Source organism: Geothrix campi (assembly GCF_024609265.1).
In the GTDB taxonomy this organism is placed as follows: Bacteria; Acidobacteriota; Holophagae; order Holophagales; family Holophagaceae; genus Geothrix; species Geothrix campi.
In genome coordinates this window covers 87,154-102,902 of the sequence record NZ_JANHMP010000001.1, presented here as the reverse complement: position 1 = coordinate 102,902, position 15,749 = coordinate 87,154, and the positions used below count along the sequence as shown (strand labels likewise).

The window sequence follows — 15,749 nt, the reverse complement described above, 5'->3', positions numbered from 1 at the left end:
CCTCAGCCGTTCGGAGTCGCCCAGCGCGTACCCGCGGGCACCTGGGGCTTGAAGGCGCCGGGCCCTGGCGATGGCGGTGTCTTTGGGTCCAGGAGTTCCAGACGCTGGCGCGCGCCCGTGGGATCGGTCCATTCGAGGCTGCGGAGCAGGCCCTTGCGCCCGGTGGCCTTCAGCGCCGGAACGTCCGGCGCCCGGGGTACGAGCTTCACCGCGTCACCCCCCAGTGGCTCGACCCGGTAGAGGGCCTCGATCCGCGCAGGATCCAACAGGATCCCCAGCAGGGGGAAGTCGCGCACGGCCCGCGCCAGCTCCACGCGCTGCGCCGTGCGGGTGTCCGGATCGTACTGCACGAGGTGGCGGCCATCGGAGGTGACGGTGAGCCCCGAATCGTAGGCCACCTTCAACCTTCCGCCCCGGGCCAGCAGCAGGTTCCCCTCTCGTGCCATCTTGCCGAAGACGGCGCTGTCGCTCTCCTGGCGGAAGCGGCTGGCGAGGACGGGCACTCTGGGAAATGCAGTCCACCAGCCCGGCAGGGCTGCGGAGAGAGGCGTCCCCAGCAGAGCCAGGAGACAGATGGCACTGGGGCGAAGGCGCACTTCAGCTCCGTTTCAATTCAACGCTGAGCTTCGCGGTGCTGCCCTTCTGGGGCGCCGGGCGGTGGATCTGCCCTTCAGCCAGCACCTGCCCCTGATGGCGCAACTGGACGAAGACCTCGACCTCCTGGCCGTCCATCTCCGGGGGCACCTCAAGCCTCAGCACCGAGGGCGCCCCTTGGCGGCCCACGTGGGTCAACTCATCCAGCAGCGAGGAGATGGCGTCCTTGGAGTCCGCGCCTTTGGGTCGGGTGACCGGGCGCTTGCCTTCCACTCGCAATGAGGCCAAGGCGGCCAGTGGATCGGCCTTTGGGGCCGGCCTCGGCACTGGCGAAGGTACAGGGGGTCCGGGAGTCCAGGGCTCAGGTGCTTCCGGGCCGGGTGCCGGGGCATCCGCCGGGGCCTCCTCCGCCTGGAACGCCGAGAAGGCCTCAGCATCGAAGGGGCCCGCGCCATCCTCCATCAGGAACGAGAGGGTCCCATCTTCTGATGGCGGTTCGGGCAGGTGGGGCGCCTCGATGAAGATGCCCGTATCGTCGTCCAGGTCGGGCAAGGGGCCACCGCCAGAAGCCTGGATCGAGCCTTCCATGTCGAGCAGATCGGTGACCGAAGGCAGGTCCGACAACGTGAGGGCACCGCCCTCGGAGGGCGCGCGCACACTGGCCGCCGCCGGACTGGGAACGGGGCTCGGTGCGGCCGGCGACTCTCCGAGCACATGGGTCTTGATGTGTGACAGGGCCAGCTTGGTGATGCCGCGCAGGGTCTCGAAGACGCCGGTGCCGTCCGAGGCCACGGACTGGAAGCTGGGCACGCCCCGGGCATTGAAGACCGTCTCGAGTTCGTCGACCGCGACCACGTTCTTCAAGTCCCGCTTGTTCCATTGGAAGACCACAGGGATGTCCTGCAGGTTCAGCCCCAGTTCCCGCATGTTCTCTTCGAGGTTCAGCCAGCTCTCCCGGCAGGCATCCAGCATCGGCACCTGGCTGTCCACCACGAACACGATGCCGTCCACCCCCTTGAGCACGAGCTTCCGGGTGCTGTTGTAGAACACCTGTCCGGGCACGGTGTAGAGCTGGAGTTTGGTCCTGAAACCGCCCACCATCCCCACGTCCATGGGCAGCAGATCGAAGAACAGGGTGCGGTCGGTCTCAGTGTTGAGGCTCACCATCTCGCCCCGGGCCTTCTGGCTGGTCTTGCCGTAGATGGTGTTGAGGTTGGTGGTCTTTCCGCACAGGCCGGGCCCGTAGTAGACGATTTTCGCCGTCATCTGCCGGGTGGCGTGGTTGAAGAACACCATTCCTAGACCTCTTGGGAAGAAAAAGTTTAGCCCGGAAAACCTCCCGGGCTCAATGCAAATGCGGGTTTTCCTGGGCCTGGGTTCGCGCTCAGGTCAGGGCAGGGCCTTGAGCAGAGCCAGCACCTGTTGATCATGATCCTTTGTGCGGACATCCCGCACGATCTTTCGGATGATGCCCTGGCGGTCGATGAGCACCGTGGTCCGCTTGGCGATCCCGAGGAGGGGCATCTTCACCCCGTAGGCCTCGATGATGCGCTTGTCGGGGTCCGCCAGGATGCTGAAGGGCAGGTGGAACTTCTCGGCGAACGCCTTGTGGCTCTGGGTGGTATCCGCGCTCACCCCGAGGATCACCGCACCCGCGGCCTGGATCGCCGCGAACCCATCCCTCAGGCTGCAGGCCTCGGCGGTGCAGCCCGGTGTATCGTCCTTGGGATAGAAATAGAGCACTACCGCAGACTTCCCCTGGAAATCCGCCAGGCGGACCAAGGTGTCGCGCTGATCGCGGGCTTCGAATGCCGGGGCTTTCATGCCTTCCGAGATCTCCCCGGCCGAGGCCGCGCCGAAGATCGCCAGAATGCCCATCGCCAACCTCCAGTTCCTGTTCATGATCGCCTCCTGAGGGGTGCGAGTGTGGCACCATCGGCTTGGAGCAGGGAACAGGAAACGGAGCGGAATATTTTGGACGTCATGACACGCATCGCTCTCATCTCCGGTGACGGGGCTGGACCGGAGGTCATGGCAGAAGCCGAGCCGCTGCTGGATTGGGCCCGGGCCCGGGGGCGCCGCCTGGAGGCCAAGCACTTACCCTACGGAGCGGAGCACTTCCTCGCCACGGCGGAGACCCTGCCAGAGGCGGCCTTCGAAGACCTGCGCGATGAATTCGACGCCATCCTGTTCGGGGCCGTGGGCGACCCGCGGGTGCCAACCGGCCGCCATGCCGAGGAAATCCTGTTGCGCCTGCGCCGGGGCCTGGAGCTGACCGTGAACTTCCGGCCCTGCCGGCCCCTGCCGGGGACCCGCATGGAGGGCCTTCACCTGGAAGTGTTCCGCGAGAACACCGAGGGGGCCTACTGCCTCCAGGGTTCCACCGAACCCGGCCGCGCCGTGGACCTGGCCGTGCACACCGAAGGGGCTGTACGCCGCCTGCTGGAGGCCGCCTTTGCCCGAGCCCGGGCCCGGGGCTGCACCCTGACCCTCGCCCACAAGGCCAACGTACTGAAGCACGGCCACGGGCTCTGGCTGCGGGTGTTCCAGGATCTCCAGGCCGCGCACCCCGAGGTGCCTGCCCGCAGCCTGCACGCGGACGCCCTTCTCTGCGCCCTGGTGCAGGACCCGACGTCCTTCGACATCATCGCCGCCGACAACTACCTGGGCGACCTCATCAGCGATCTCACGGCAGCCTTCGCGGGTGGCATGGGCACGGCCCCCTCCCTGAGCTGGGCCCCGCACCGGCCCTTCCGCTGCACAGCCCTGGCCGAACCGGTGCATGGCTCCGCGCCGGACATCGCCGGGAAAGGCCTGGCCAACCCCGTGGGCATGCTCCTCAGCACCGCCCTGCTCTTCAGCCACCTGGGCTGGGAAGCCGAAGCCCAGGCGGTGGAAGAAGCCGTGGCCGCCACCCTGCGTGATGGAGCCAGAACCCGCGACCTGGGTGGCAATTTGAGCACCAGGGAGATGGGAACGGCTATCCGTGATCGGTTGCCTCGCTGAACACGGCGAAAAACGGCAACTGCGAAAAACGCGAATCGCCCTTCGGGCGCGCGAAAAACAGGAAGGTTCGAAAGCATTTCTTTTGCGCTGTTTAGCGTTTTTGACGGTTCCAGGCTTCCAGCACTTCAGCAGCTGCGCATGACACCGACGAGGACGCCCTGGATGTCGATGTTCTGAGGGGCGTAGCAGCGGGGCTGGAGTTCCGGGTTGTGGGGAATGAGCCACACACCCTTGGCGTCTCGCCGGAATTCCTTGAGGGTGACTTCTTCCTGGTCGATGAGGGCCACCACTCGATCACCGTTCCGGTATTCGCCCTTGCGCTGCAACACCACCAGATCGCCGTCGAGGATGGCGTCGTCCACCATGGAATCGCCCCGGACGCGGAGCACGAAGAGTTCTTCCTTCTGGCGATGGATGCTGTTCGGCACCTCGATGGGGAGGGCGCGGCTCTCGGGCAGAATGGGCGAACCGGCGGCCACATCCCCGCAGAAGGGGAAGATCCGCACGGCACTCGGCGGTTCATTGCGCTCGGTGCGCGGAGCGGCCTCCTCCATCACTGGACCTGCGGCCACCACCAGGTTGTTTCCCTTGCCATGGCTGCGGACGAGGAAGCCCTTGTCCATAAGATGCTGGACGTGTTTGTGGATGGTGGACACGGCGCTCGAGCCCACACCCTTGGCGATTTCAGCCAGGGTGGGGCTTCGCCCTTCGTCCTGCACGAAGGTGCGGATGAACTTGAGGACCGCCTGCTGGCGCTTGGTGAGATCGCTGGCTTTCATGGTCTTCAAGGTAAGAGCTGATCCCCTGGTCGTCAATCCCTTTTTTTTCGCTTTATTTCAGACCTTCAAAGACACCTCTTCCAACACCTTTCCTGGATGCCCTTGGTGGCCTCTGCCATACTGGCGGATGCTATGGCGAACCTAGTATTTACGCCCTCTTCGTCGCCATTGCCCCGATGCGAAAGGAGTCCTATGACTGCCGCCCTTGCCGCCCCCTCGCCGACCGGAGGAGCGAAAACCAGGATCAATGATTTTTCCATCCAGGTGGCCACGGTCAACGGATCGGGTTCCCAGACGGCGAACACGGTTCTCCTGCGCGCCATTTTCCAGATGGGTGTCTTCGTCAGCGGCAAGAACCTCTTCCCCTCGAACATTGCCGGTCTTCCGACCTGGTTCACCATCCGGGCCAGCGCCCAGGGCTATGTGGCCCGCAAGGTCAGCAACGAGATGCTGATCCTCATGAACCCCGAGACCGCCAAGGAGGACATCGCCAAGGCCGATCCCGGCGCGCTCGTGATCTACGATGAGCCGCTGCAGCTCGACAAGCTGCGCAGCGATCTGGCCTACACGCCCGTGCCCTTCCAGAAGCTCGTGACGGCCTCCTGCCCCGAGCCCAAGCTCCACAAGCTGGTCAAAAACATGATCTACGTGGGCGTGGCCGCCCGCCTGCTCGGCATCGACATGGAGGAGGTCAAGAAGGCCATCGCCAAGCAGCTGAAGGGCAAGGCCAAGGCCGTCGAGCTCAACCAGACGGCTTGCATGGCCGGCTATGACTGGGCCATGGAGAACCTCGAGGACCAGGACCACATCAAGGTCGTGCGCGACAACAAGACCCAGGGCCTCATCATCATCGACGGCAACGAGGCCTGCGCCCTGGGGGCCCTCTTCGCCGGCGTGACCGTGGTGGGCTGGTATCCCATCACCCCGGCCTCCAGCCTGGTCGAAACCTTCATCGAATACGCCGAGGAGTACCGGAAGGATCCCAAGACCGGCAAATCCACGGTGGCCATCGTGCAGATGGAGGACGAGCTGGCTTCCGCCGGAGTCGTGCTATCCGCCGGTTGGGCCGGCGCTCGGTCCATGACCTCCACCGCGGGTCCCGGCATCTCGCTGATGAGCGAGTTCATCGGCCTGGGCTACTACGTCGAGGCGCCCGGCGTCTTCTTCAATGTCGCGCGCACGGGCCCCAGCACCGGCCTCCCCACCCGCACCCAGCAGTCCGACGTGGAGCTCTGCGCCAAGTGCAGCCACGGCGATACCCTGCACGTCAACCTCTACCCCGGGACCATGGAGGAGTGCTTCCAGTTCTCCTACGACGCCTTCGACCTGGCCGAGAAGTTCCAGACGCCCATCTTCGTCGTCACCGACCTGGACCTGGGCATGCAGAACTGGGCTTCCAAGCCCTTCGCCTACCCCGCCAAGCCCTATGACCGCGGCAAGGTGCTCAACCAGCAGCAGCTGGCCGACATGAAGGACTGGGGCCGCTACAAGGATGTGGATGGCGATGGCATCTGCTATCGCAGCCTGCCCGGCACGCCCGGCGGCAAGGGCGCCTACCTGACCCGCGGGTCCGGGCACAACGCCTACGCCCAGTATTCCGAGAAACCCGAGGACTACCTCGAGGTGATGGGCCGCCTGAAGCGGAAGTACGAAACCGCCAAGGCCTTCGTGCCCGGCCCCGTGTTCCGCAACCAGGGCTCCGACAAGGGTGTGCTGGCCTTCGGCTCCAGCGATCCCGCCGTCATCGAGGCCCAGGACGTCCTGCTGGCCCAGGGCCTCAAGACCGACTACCTGCGCCTGCGCGCTCTGCCCTTCACCGCCGAGGTCGATGCCTACGTGAAGGAAAAGAAGGTGGTCTACGTGGTCGAGCAGAACCGCGACGGCCAGATGGCCAACCTCTTCCGCGAGACCTATCCCGAGCACGCCACCAAGTTCAAGAGCGTCCTGCACTACGACGGCCACGCCATCGACGCCAAGTCCATCGTCGATCAGATCACCGCCTTCGAGCAGAAGTAGAGGAGCCGACCATGACCACCGCCACCCCTTCCGCTCCTGTTCCCGCCGCCCCCACCAACAAGCTCGGCTTCACCAAGCAGGACTACGTGGGCTCCAAGTCCACCCTCTGCGCCGGCTGCGGCCACGACGCCATCACGGCCCAGATCATCAACGCCGCCTTCGAGTCCAGCATCGAGGGCCACCGCGTCACCAAGTATTCCGGCATCGGCTGCTCCTCGAAGACGCCCGCCTATTTCATGAACCAGGGCTGGGGCTTCAACAGCGTGCATGGCCGCATGCCCTCCATCGCCACCGGCGCCTCGCTCGCCAACCGCACCCTCATCAACATCGGCGTCTCCGGCGACGGCGATTCCATGTCCATCGGCATGGGCCAGTTCGTGCATGCCGTGCGGCGCAACATCCCGATGATCTACATCATCGAGGACAACGGCGTCTACGGCCTCACCAAGGGCCAGTTCTCCGCCACCGCCGACAAGGGCTCCCATCTGAAGTCCGGCGCCGTGAACGATTTCCCTCCCATCGACCCCTGCACCCTGGCCATCGAGCTGGGCTGTGGCTTTGTGGCCCGCTGCTTCTCCGGCAACCCCAAGCAGCTGAACGCGATTCTGAAGGCGGCCTTCGCCTACCAGGGCACGGTGGTGCTCGATGTCATCAGTCCCTGCGTCACCTTCAACAACCACGACGCCTCCACCCGCTCCTACAAGCATGTGAAGGACCATGATTTCCCCCTCCACGACCTGGGTTTCATCCAGTACTCCGAGGTGGAGGATGTGGAGATCCCCGCGGGCCAGACCGAGATCGTCACGTTCCCCGACGGTTCCAAGGTCGCCATCAAGGCCATCCACGAGGGCTACGAGCCCACGGACCGCTTTGGCGCCATGAAGGCCATCCACGAGTCCATGGCCAAGGGCGAGTTCCTCACCGGCCTGCTCTACATCAATCCCACCCAGCCTCCCCTCCCCGAGATGTTGAACCTGGTGGATGAGCCCCTGGCCACCCTCGGCGAGGACCTGCTCAAGCCGAGCCCGGCGGAGCTGGACAAGATCATGCAGGCATTGATGTAGGTCCGCGGGCCCGCTACACTGATCATTCGTGGGCCTGTAGCTCAGCTGGGAGAGCGCTGCGTTCGCAATGCAGAGGTCGTCAGTTCGATCCTGATCAGGTCCACCAGTCCCGTGTGAACGGCGGTCTCCGGGCCGCCGTTCTCTTTCTTGAGACGACCTCGACAGTTCTGATTACAGAGGCCGTCATCGCGCCTATCGCAGGCTCCCCCTGAGCCTGCTCCCATTCGCTGCGCTCGCGGAGGCGGGCCCCTTGATCCTGATCAGGTCCACCAGACAAAAGCCCTTAGAGAAATCTAGGGGCTTTTGTCTGGACGGGGGAAGGTAGCCCGGAGAAATGAGGGCTAAAGGCCGTCCACGTTGGCGATGTTGAGTGAAGTTGGATCCACGCGATGCGAGGCATCCATCCTCTTCGCCTATACCTGCCGCACCCCGAACTCAATCGCATCACTTGCGCCATAAGCGCCATCGAGAATCTCCGCGGAATCCTCTGGGCCTGGAAGTATTAGCGCGAGATTGAGCCGAATCCGCCTTCCTGGAGCAGTCGACCCACCCAGTACCAGCCGCCCCGTCCTTCGAAATGAAGGAGGAGGTGGTTCATTGTGATCGGATATTCAATTTCGACGGACGGACAGACATCAATTAAATGTTTAAATTATTAGTCTTATAAGTATGGAACAGGTAGTGCACTGACGAAGTGTTCGGAGTGCCCCACCTCTGGTGGGCGACGCATCCACACCTTCTTCCCACACCACACCCAAGAGAGAATCCTAATGACGATGGATCTGAAATTGCCTCTTTGGAAACCGGCCTCCGCGTTTCTGCTGCTGTTCTCCTTAGTCGCCTGTGGGAGTTCCAGCAATGGGGGGTCAACTGCCCCGCCAGGCACACCCGCCGGCACGCCGACGGTCCTCTCCCATACTCCCCTCAGCGGCGCCGTCGACGTCCCCATCAACGGAAACGCCAGCGCCACGTTCAGTGAGGCGATGGATGCCGCCACCTTCACCGGCGGCACCTTCACCCTGACCACCGGGGCAGCCGCGACCCCGGTCCAGGGCACCGTGATCTACGGTAATTCGAAAGCCTACTTCACACCGACCACACCGCTTGCCAGCAACAGTTCGTTCACCGCGACGATCACGACCGGGGTCAAGAGCGCCAAGGGCATGGCCCTCACGGCAAAGCTCACCTGGACCTTTACCACGGGCACGACCGTGGCGGCCGCGCTTCCTGTGAGTCTCGGGACTGCCGGCACCTATGTGATCCTCGCGAAAACCAGAATTTCCACCGTACCGGCCTCCGCCATCACGGGAAACCTGGGCGTGAGTCCTGCCGCGGCCAGCTACATCACAGGATTCTCGTTGATCGCGGATTCCACGAATGTGTTCTCAACCAGCCCGCAGGTCACTGGGAAGGTCTACGCGGCTGACTACGCAGTGCCTACGCCGTCCAACCTGACCACGGCCGTCAGCGACATGGGGACCGCGTTCACCGATGCGGCGGGCCGAGCGCCCGGTGTCACCGAGTTGGGCGCCGGAAACATCGGAGGGATGACCCTCGCCCCTGGTGTCTACAAATGGGGTACCGGCCTCCTGATCCCGACGGATGTCACCCTCAACGGCAGCGCAACGGACGTCTGGATCTTCCAGATCGCCCAGAACCTGACCATGAGCAGCGCCGCGAATATCCTCCTCACTGGCGGCGCACTACCCAAGAACGTCTTCTGGCAGGTCAGCGGCCTCGTGGATCTCGGCACCACCGCCCACTGCGAAGGTGTCGTACTGACCCAGACGGCAGTCACGCTGCGGACAGGCGCCTCGATCAATGGCAGGTTGCTGGCGCAGACTGCGGTCAGCCTCGACGGGAACACCGTGGTTGAACCCGCCCAGTAGGTAGACCAGGAAGGTTTTCAGTGCCACCCGGGGCCGAGCGCTTAGCGCCTGGCCCCGGATTTACATTCATCACAAACCCCGGTTGAACCGAGGTGATCAGCCCCTAGTCACAAGGCTGAACACAGGCTCGTTGTCAGCGACAGCTAGAACACAGCTTCCATGGGGGCGGTCTCTCCGGCCAGCAGCGCCACGGCCTGGGCCGCCACGAGGGGCAGTCCCCGGTGGGCGAAGTGGATCGCGGCCTGCACTTTGTTCTGGTAGAAGGCCGCCTCCTTGCTCCCGGTCAGGTGGGCCCGGACGGCCTTCTGGTCCGCTGGATCCACGCCCCGCTCGCTCATGAGGGCGTGGGCCTTCTGCTTCGCCAAACTCGCCTGCTGGAGGAGGAGGTAGCCTCCGACCACATGGCCGAGCATGTCCAGGATCGGTACGGCATTCAGGAGGGTCAGCAACCCCGCATTCTCGCAGGCGGGGAGCTGGGTCAACACGGCCCCCGTCGCCTTCACGGCCTCCGCGAGCTGACGGGCGGAGGCGCCGAGCGTCGGATCCTCGACCAGGGACTGCGCCGCGTCCGCGGCCAGTTTCAACAGGGCCTTCACGGGCCGCCCATCCTGCATCCGGAACTTCCGGCCCACGAGGTCCAGGGCCTGGATGCCATTGGTGCCTTCGTAGATCGAGGCGATCTTGCAGTCCCGCAGATACTGCTCCGCCGGGTAGTCCATGGTGTAGCCGTAGCCGCCATAGACCTGGAGGGCCCACTCCGTCACCCGGAAACCCCAATCCGAGCACCAGGCCTTGCTGATGGGCGTGAACAGCTCGACGAGACCCTGCCAACGGTCGCGCTCCTCGCCTTCAGAGACATGGGCCATGTCCATGCACCAGGCCGTATAGGTCACCAGCGCCCGCATGGCCTGCACGTAGGCCGACTGGAGCAGGAGCGAACGCCGGACATCCGGGTGCTCGATGATCAGAGACTGCCCTGAGGTCTTTCCCGCTCCCGGGCCGCGGCCCTGGAGGCGCTCCCGCGCGTATGCCAGCGCGGCTTGATGGGCCGCCGATGCATTGCTCAGCCCCTGGACGCCAACCTCCCACCGCGCGGCGTTCATCATCTGGAACATGTGGGCGAGGCCCTGCTCCTCCTGGCCCAGGAGGAAGCCCTGGCTGCCGTTGTTGGTGCCGAAGACCAGGCTGCAGGTCGGCGAGCCGTGGATGCCCAGCTTGTGCTCGATGCCCGCGCAGGTGACATCGTTGGCTTGGCCGAGAGACCCGTCCGGGTTCACCCGGACCTTGGGCACGACGAAGAGGCTGATGCCCTTGGGGCCGGCAGGCGCGCCCGGAGTGCGTGCCAGCACGGCATGGATGATGTTCGGCGTCAGTTCGTGGTCGCCACTGGTGATGAAGATCTTTTCGCCGGTGATGAGGTAGGATCCGTCGTCCTGGCGCACAGCCTTGGTGTTGAGCGCGCCGAGGTCGCTGCCGGCACCGGCCTCGGTGAGGCACATGGTACCGGTCCACTCACCGGAGAACATTCGCTCGCAGAAGGTGCTCTTGAGTTCGTCACTGCCAAAGGTCTGGATCAGGTTGGCCGCGCCGCGGGTGAGCAGGGCCTTGAGCCCCAGCGCCGTGTTGGCTCCCATGAGGAACTCGCTGATGCCGGTCCCCACGGATTCCGGCAGGCCCATGCCGCCGAACTCGGGGCTCATGGTGGCGCTGATCCAGCCGCCCGAGGCCAGATCCTCGAAGGCTTCAGCGAACCCCTCCGGCAGGCGGACCTTGCCGTTCTCCCACTGGGCGCCAACCCGGTCCCCGGTCTCGTTGCAGGCGGCGACGCTGCCCTTGGCGACCTTGAGGGCCTCCTCCAGCACCATGCCGAGCTGCTCGCGGTCGACCTCCTGGTAGTGCTCGGACTTCAGCACCGCGTCGAGATCCAGCCACTCAAGGAGGTTGAATCGGACATCACGGATATCGTCGAGGTACTTCATGGGGCCTCCAGAAGGAGAAAGCGCGGTGGATTCCAAGGGTCGAGGGCTTTCCTTCATTCTTCGCCCGGATGCCCTGCCCGGCCAATACCTGTCCTCAGGTAAGTTGCGCCGGGCTTTCCAGGGCGATGGCTACTTCAGTTCAGGGAATTGTTCCTCCCGGAACTCCAGCGGAGAAGGCGTCGGATCGGCCGCCCGCTTCCGGAGCTCCACCCGCCGGATCTTGCCGGAGATGGTCTTGGGGAGATCGCCGAATTCGAGGATCCGGATGCGCTTGTAGGGCGAGATCCGCTCACGGATGAAGCGGAACAGCGCCAGGGCCGTCTCGCGGTTGGGTTCGTAACCGGCCCGCAGGATGACATAGGCCTTGGGCACCGACAGCTTCAGCGGGTCCGGGCTCGGCACCACCGCGGCCTCCGCCACGGATTCATGCTCGATGAGGAAGGACTCCAATTCGAACGGACTGATCCGGTAGTCGGAGCTCTTGAAGACATCGTCGGCCCGGCCCACGAAGCACAGGTAGCCATCCGCATCGCGGGTGGCCACATCGCCAGTCCGGTAGTAGCCCTCGGCCTCGGCCTTCCGCATCTTCTCGGGATCATCCTTGTAGCCGGCCATGAGACTCGTGGGCCGGGGATTCAGCTTGAGGGCGATCTCGCCCTCCTCCGCCTCCTTCCCTTCCCCATCCAGCAGCGCCACTTCGAAGCCCGGCAGGGGGCGCCCCATGGAGCCGGCCTTGACCGGTTGGCCCGGGGAGTTCCCCACGATGGCCGTGGTCTCGGTCTGGCCATAGCCGTCGCGGATGGTGAGGCCCCAGGCCTTCTCGACCTGGCTGATGACCTCTGGATTCAGGGGTTCACCCGCGCCCACCAGGGCCCGGAGCTTCACCTTGTAGGCGGCGAGGTTTTCCTGGATGAAGAGGCGCCACACGGTCGGTGGGGCGCAGAGAGTGGTCACGCCCTTGTCGACGATGGTCTTGAGGGTGGCCGACGCGCTGAAGCGGGCGGACCGGTAGACGAAGATGCAGGCTCCGGCGTTCCAGGGAGCAAAGAAGCTGCTCCAGGCATGCTTCGCCCAACCGGGGGAGCTGATGTTGTAGTGGATGTCCCCTTCGCGCAGGCCCACCCAGTAGAGCGTGGAGAGGTGGCCCACGGGATAGGACTGGTGGGTGTGGACCACCAGCTTGGGCTTGGCCGTGGTGCCGGAGGTGAAGTACAGCAGCATGGGGTCCGTCGCGCGGGTGACCGCATCCGGCTCAAAGGACGGGGCCCCGACGTAGAGCTCGGAGACGTCATGCCAGCCCGGCACCTTCGCGCCCACGCTGATGCGCGTAAGGCCCCCATCCAACTCGTCGAACTTGCCCGTCTGGGCTGCATCCACGACCAGGTGCCGGATTCCGCCGCGCTCGATGCGGTCCTGGAGATCCGCCTGGGAGAGCAGCAGGGTCGAAGGGACGAGCACCGCCCCCAGCTTGATGCAGGCCAGCATCACCTCCCAGAGGGGGAGGACGTTGTCCAGCATGATCAGCACGCCATCGCCCCGCTTGACGCCCATGGCCCGCAGCGCGTTGGCCACCTGGTTGCTGCGCCGGGAGAGCTCCTGGAAGGAGACCTTCGTCTCAGAGCCGCCCTCCTCGACGATCCACAACGCGGGGCGGTCGTTGCCCGCCGCGTAGGCATCGAAGTAGTCGAGGGCCCAGTTGAACCTATCCAGGACCGGCCAGCGGAAGTCGCGGCAGGCGGTGGAGTAGTCCTCCCGATGCTGGACGAGGAAATCCCTGGCATGGAGAAACGCTTCGCGACCATTCATCTGGTCCTCCTGGGCATTGGGGGGGTGAAGATCAATCTAGAGCGGCCCAGACCGACCGTCCAGAATGAAAAACGACAAGGAGGAGAAGAAAGAATGTCCGGCAGAAACAGCACCCTGAGCGGACATGGTAGGGTGGTCGCGTTGCACCCGATCCGCGAGGCCTCCTGTGTTCAGCATCATCCCTGACGGCGCAGGTTACCGGGAATTCGTCCTGCTGAAGGATGGCCAGGGCGTCCTCCTCCGGGTCGCCACTCCGGATGATGTGGAGCGCGTGGCGGCCTTCATCCAGGGCCTCTCTCGCGAGAGCATGGCCATGCGCTTCATGGGCGGCGTGTCCAGCGTCTCTCGGAAGTTCGTCGAGGATCTCTGCGATGAAAGCCCCCACGAGCGGGCTTGCCTCCTGGCCATCGAAGGCGAGGGGGCGGAGCAGCAGGTGCTCGGCCTGGGCAACTACGTAGGCGATGGCGGAGCCGTCGCCGAGGTGGCTTTCATGATCGGAGATGCCCACCAGGGGCGCGGCATCGGAACGCTGATCCTCGAGCGTCTGGCGGGTCTGGCCGCAGGTGCCGGCTATGTGGGCTTCGAGGCCGAACTTCTCTACGAGAACAAGAAGATGGCCAACGTCTTCCAGGATTCCGGGTTCGAGACCACGCGGGCCATGGAGGGCGGCATCATCCATGTGCGCTTCCCCCTGAGCGCCCCCGAAGCCCAGCGGGAACGTGCGGAAATCCGCGAGCGGGTGGCCACGGCCAATTCCCTGGTCCCGCTTCTGCGCCCGGGAAGCGTGGCCGTGGTGGGCGCCTCCCGGGACCCCGCCTCCATGGGGAGCACCATCTTCCGCAACATCCTCAAGGGTGGCTTCCAGGGCGCGATCTACCCGGTCAATCCGAGGGCCAAGGCCATCGAAGGCGTGCCCGCCTACCCTTCCCTGGCGTCCCTGCCGGAGTCCCCGGATCTGGTGGTTCTGGCGGTTCCCGCGACCAAGGTGCCGGCCCTGGCCAAGCGGGCCCTGGACAAGGGCGCCCGCGGCCTCCTGATTCTCACAGCCGGGTTCGCCGAAACGGGCCCGGAGGGCGCCCGGCGCCAGGAGCGCCTGGTGCGGCTGGCCCGCAGCCGGGGCGCACGGCTGGTGGGGCCCAACTGCCTGGGGCTCCTGAACACCCATGTCGGCGTCCAGCTGAACGCCAGCCTTGCCACGGTGATGCCGCCCCGGGGTCGGGTCGGCTTCTTCAGCCATTCAGCGGCCCTGGGTGTGGTGATCCTGCAATACGCCGCCGAAAGGGGACTGGGCTTTTCCACCTTTGTCTCCGCCGGCAACCGGGCGGATGTCTCGGGGAACGACCTGCTGCAGTACTGGGAGGAGGATCCGGACACGGACCTGGCCCTGCTCTACCTGGAGACCTTCGGGAACCCCCGGCGCTTCGCCCGGCTCGCCCGCCGCATCTCGCATCGCAAGCCGGTCCTCTGCGTGAAGAGCGCCCGGAGCCACGCCGGTCGGCGCGTGGCCCAGGCCCACATCGCCGCGAGCCCCCAGAACGACGCGGAGGTGGAGGCCCTCTTCCACCAGGCCGGGGTGATCCGGGCCGATACCCTGGAGGACCTCTTCGACATCGCGCTGCTGCTCTCCCATCAGCCCCTGCCACGGGGGGACCGCGTGGCCATCGTCAGCAACTCCGGCGGGGTCGCGACGATCTGTGCGGATGCTTGCGAATCCCACGGCATGCGCATCTCCGGCCCCGGCGTGATGGATCTGCACGCCATGGCCACGGCGGAACACTATGAGCGGGCTTGCCAGGAGGCCCTCGAGCATCCCGAAGTGGACGCCCTCATCGCCTCCTTCGCCTGCCTGGGGGACTGCGATCCGGCCCTGGTGGCCCGGGCCATCCGGCGGGCCGCGGTGCGGGCCGAGCAGACCACGGGCATTGCCAAGCCGACCCTGCTTTCCCTCATGGGCGTCAGCGGAGCGGTGCCCGTGGGATCGCCTGCCCTAGGCGAAAGCGGCGGCATGCATCGCACCTTCCCGTCGTACCGCTTCCCGGAATCGGCAGCCCTGGCGCTTTCCAAAGTGGTTGAGTACGCCCGGTTCCGGAGGCAGCCGCCAGGGCGATTCCCGGGCTATGCCGACCTGAATCCCGGCGAGGCCCGGCGGCGGGTGGAACAGCACGTCGAGAAACTGCCCGATTCGGCCCACTCCGTCTTTTCGACGGCCCAGGCCCGGGAGCTCATGGGCTTCTACGGCATTCCCGTCACGAACCTGCCGGAGCCCGCGGATCGCCATGGCCCACGGGTGGCCCTCCACCTTTCAGCGGATCCCGATTTCGGGCCCATCTGGCGCTTTCACCGCCAGGGGGTGGGTTCCATCCTGCGCATCACCCCGCTCACGGACCTGGACATCGCCGACGTCCTCGAGCGGATGCACCTGCCCCCCTCCAACGGCCTCGGTGAGACCCTGGGCCGTCTGACCCAGCTGGTGGAAGACTTGCCCTGGCTCTGCACTCTGGAAGCCCAGGTCGCCATTCATGGTGAAACTGGCGCCCTCACGCCCCTGCCCCTGCAGCCCGACCTGCGCCTGACCTTCACCCAGGTCGGCTTCCGCAAGCCCTGAATCCGAAGGAG

The 15,749-nt window shown here is 65.4% G+C and carries 10 protein-coding genes, 1 tRNA gene and 1 pseudogene; 6 read left to right on the top strand and 6 right to left on the bottom strand.

Features of this window, described 5'->3' with window-relative positions; translation table 11 throughout:
* Positions 1-2: 2 nt before the first annotated feature.
* The 3 genes and pseudogenes from NOV65_RS00490 to NOV65_RS00480 all read right to left on the bottom strand — a co-directional run bounded on the left by NOV65_RS00490 (position 3) and on the right by NOV65_RS00480 (position 2,496).
* A complete protein-coding gene (locus NOV65_RS00490) occupies positions 3-596 on the bottom strand; it encodes a LolA family protein (protein WP_257303261.1) in 594 nt (197 codons plus the stop codon).
* Positions 597-1,314: 718 nt separating this feature from the next.
* A pseudogene (locus NOV65_RS15570) lies at positions 1,315-1,890 on the bottom strand (GTP-binding protein); the annotation flags it as partial.
* A gap of 93 nt (positions 1,891-1,983) precedes the next feature.
* Positions 1,984-2,496 (bottom strand): peroxiredoxin, encoded by a 513-nt coding sequence (locus NOV65_RS00480; protein ID WP_257303258.1) that lies wholly within the window; start codon positions 2,494-2,496, stop codon positions 1,984-1,986.
* Between the two features lie 81 nt (positions 2,497-2,577).
* Here NOV65_RS00480 and NOV65_RS00475 point away from each other — a divergent pair, with 81 nt between their 5' ends.
* A complete protein-coding gene (locus NOV65_RS00475; protein ID WP_257303257.1) occupies positions 2,578-3,600 on the top strand; it encodes an isocitrate/isopropylmalate family dehydrogenase in 1,023 nt (340 codons plus the stop codon).
* Positions 3,601-3,725: 125 nt separating this feature from the next.
* Here the strand turns inward: NOV65_RS00475 and lexA are convergent, their stop codons facing one another.
* Positions 3,726-4,379, bottom strand: coding sequence for a transcriptional repressor LexA (gene lexA / locus NOV65_RS00470; protein WP_257303254.1), 654 nt, complete (start codon positions 4,377-4,379; stop codon positions 3,726-3,728).
* Positions 4,380-4,571: 192 nt separating this feature from the next.
* Between lexA and NOV65_RS00465 the strand changes: the two genes are divergently transcribed.
* The 4 genes from NOV65_RS00465 to NOV65_RS00450 all read left to right on the top strand — a co-directional run bounded on the left by NOV65_RS00465 (position 4,572) and on the right by NOV65_RS00450 (position 9,348).
* Entirely contained in the window at positions 4,572-6,395 is a 1,824-nt protein-coding gene (locus NOV65_RS00465) for a 2-oxoacid:acceptor oxidoreductase subunit alpha (protein ID WP_257303252.1), read from the top strand.
* Positions 6,396-6,406: 11 nt separating this feature from the next.
* Entirely contained in the window at positions 6,407-7,459 is a 1,053-nt protein-coding gene (locus NOV65_RS00460) for a 2-oxoacid:ferredoxin oxidoreductase subunit beta (RefSeq protein ID WP_257303251.1), read from the top strand.
* 30 nt (positions 7,460-7,489) lie between these two features.
* Positions 7,490-7,565, top strand: a tRNA-Ala gene (locus NOV65_RS00455).
* A gap of 664 nt (positions 7,566-8,229) precedes the next feature.
* A complete protein-coding gene (locus NOV65_RS00450; RefSeq protein ID WP_257303250.1) occupies positions 8,230-9,348 on the top strand; it encodes an ice-binding family protein in 1,119 nt (372 codons plus the stop codon).
* Between the two features lie 143 nt (positions 9,349-9,491).
* On the opposite strand, the gene NOV65_RS00445 is transcribed toward NOV65_RS00450, so the two are convergent.
* Together NOV65_RS00445 and NOV65_RS00440 are read right to left on the bottom strand one after the other, a co-directional pair.
* A complete protein-coding gene (locus NOV65_RS00445; RefSeq protein ID WP_257303249.1) occupies positions 9,492-11,327 on the bottom strand; it encodes an acyl-CoA dehydrogenase in 1,836 nt (611 codons plus the stop codon).
* Positions 11,328-11,456: 129 nt separating this feature from the next.
* Positions 11,457-13,133: an AMP-binding protein gene (locus NOV65_RS00440; RefSeq protein WP_257303248.1), complete on the bottom strand. Its 1,677-nt coding sequence runs from the start codon at positions 13,131-13,133 to the stop codon at positions 11,457-11,459.
* A gap of 166 nt (positions 13,134-13,299) precedes the next feature.
* Here NOV65_RS00440 and NOV65_RS00435 point away from each other — a divergent pair, with 166 nt between their 5' ends.
* Positions 13,300-15,738 carry a bifunctional acetate--CoA ligase family protein/GNAT family N-acetyltransferase gene (locus tag NOV65_RS00435; RefSeq protein WP_257303247.1) on the top strand — a complete coding sequence of 813 codons (2,439 nt, stop codon included), beginning with the start codon at positions 13,300-13,302 and terminating at the stop codon, positions 15,736-15,738.
* Positions 15,739-15,749 lie beyond the last annotated feature (11 nt).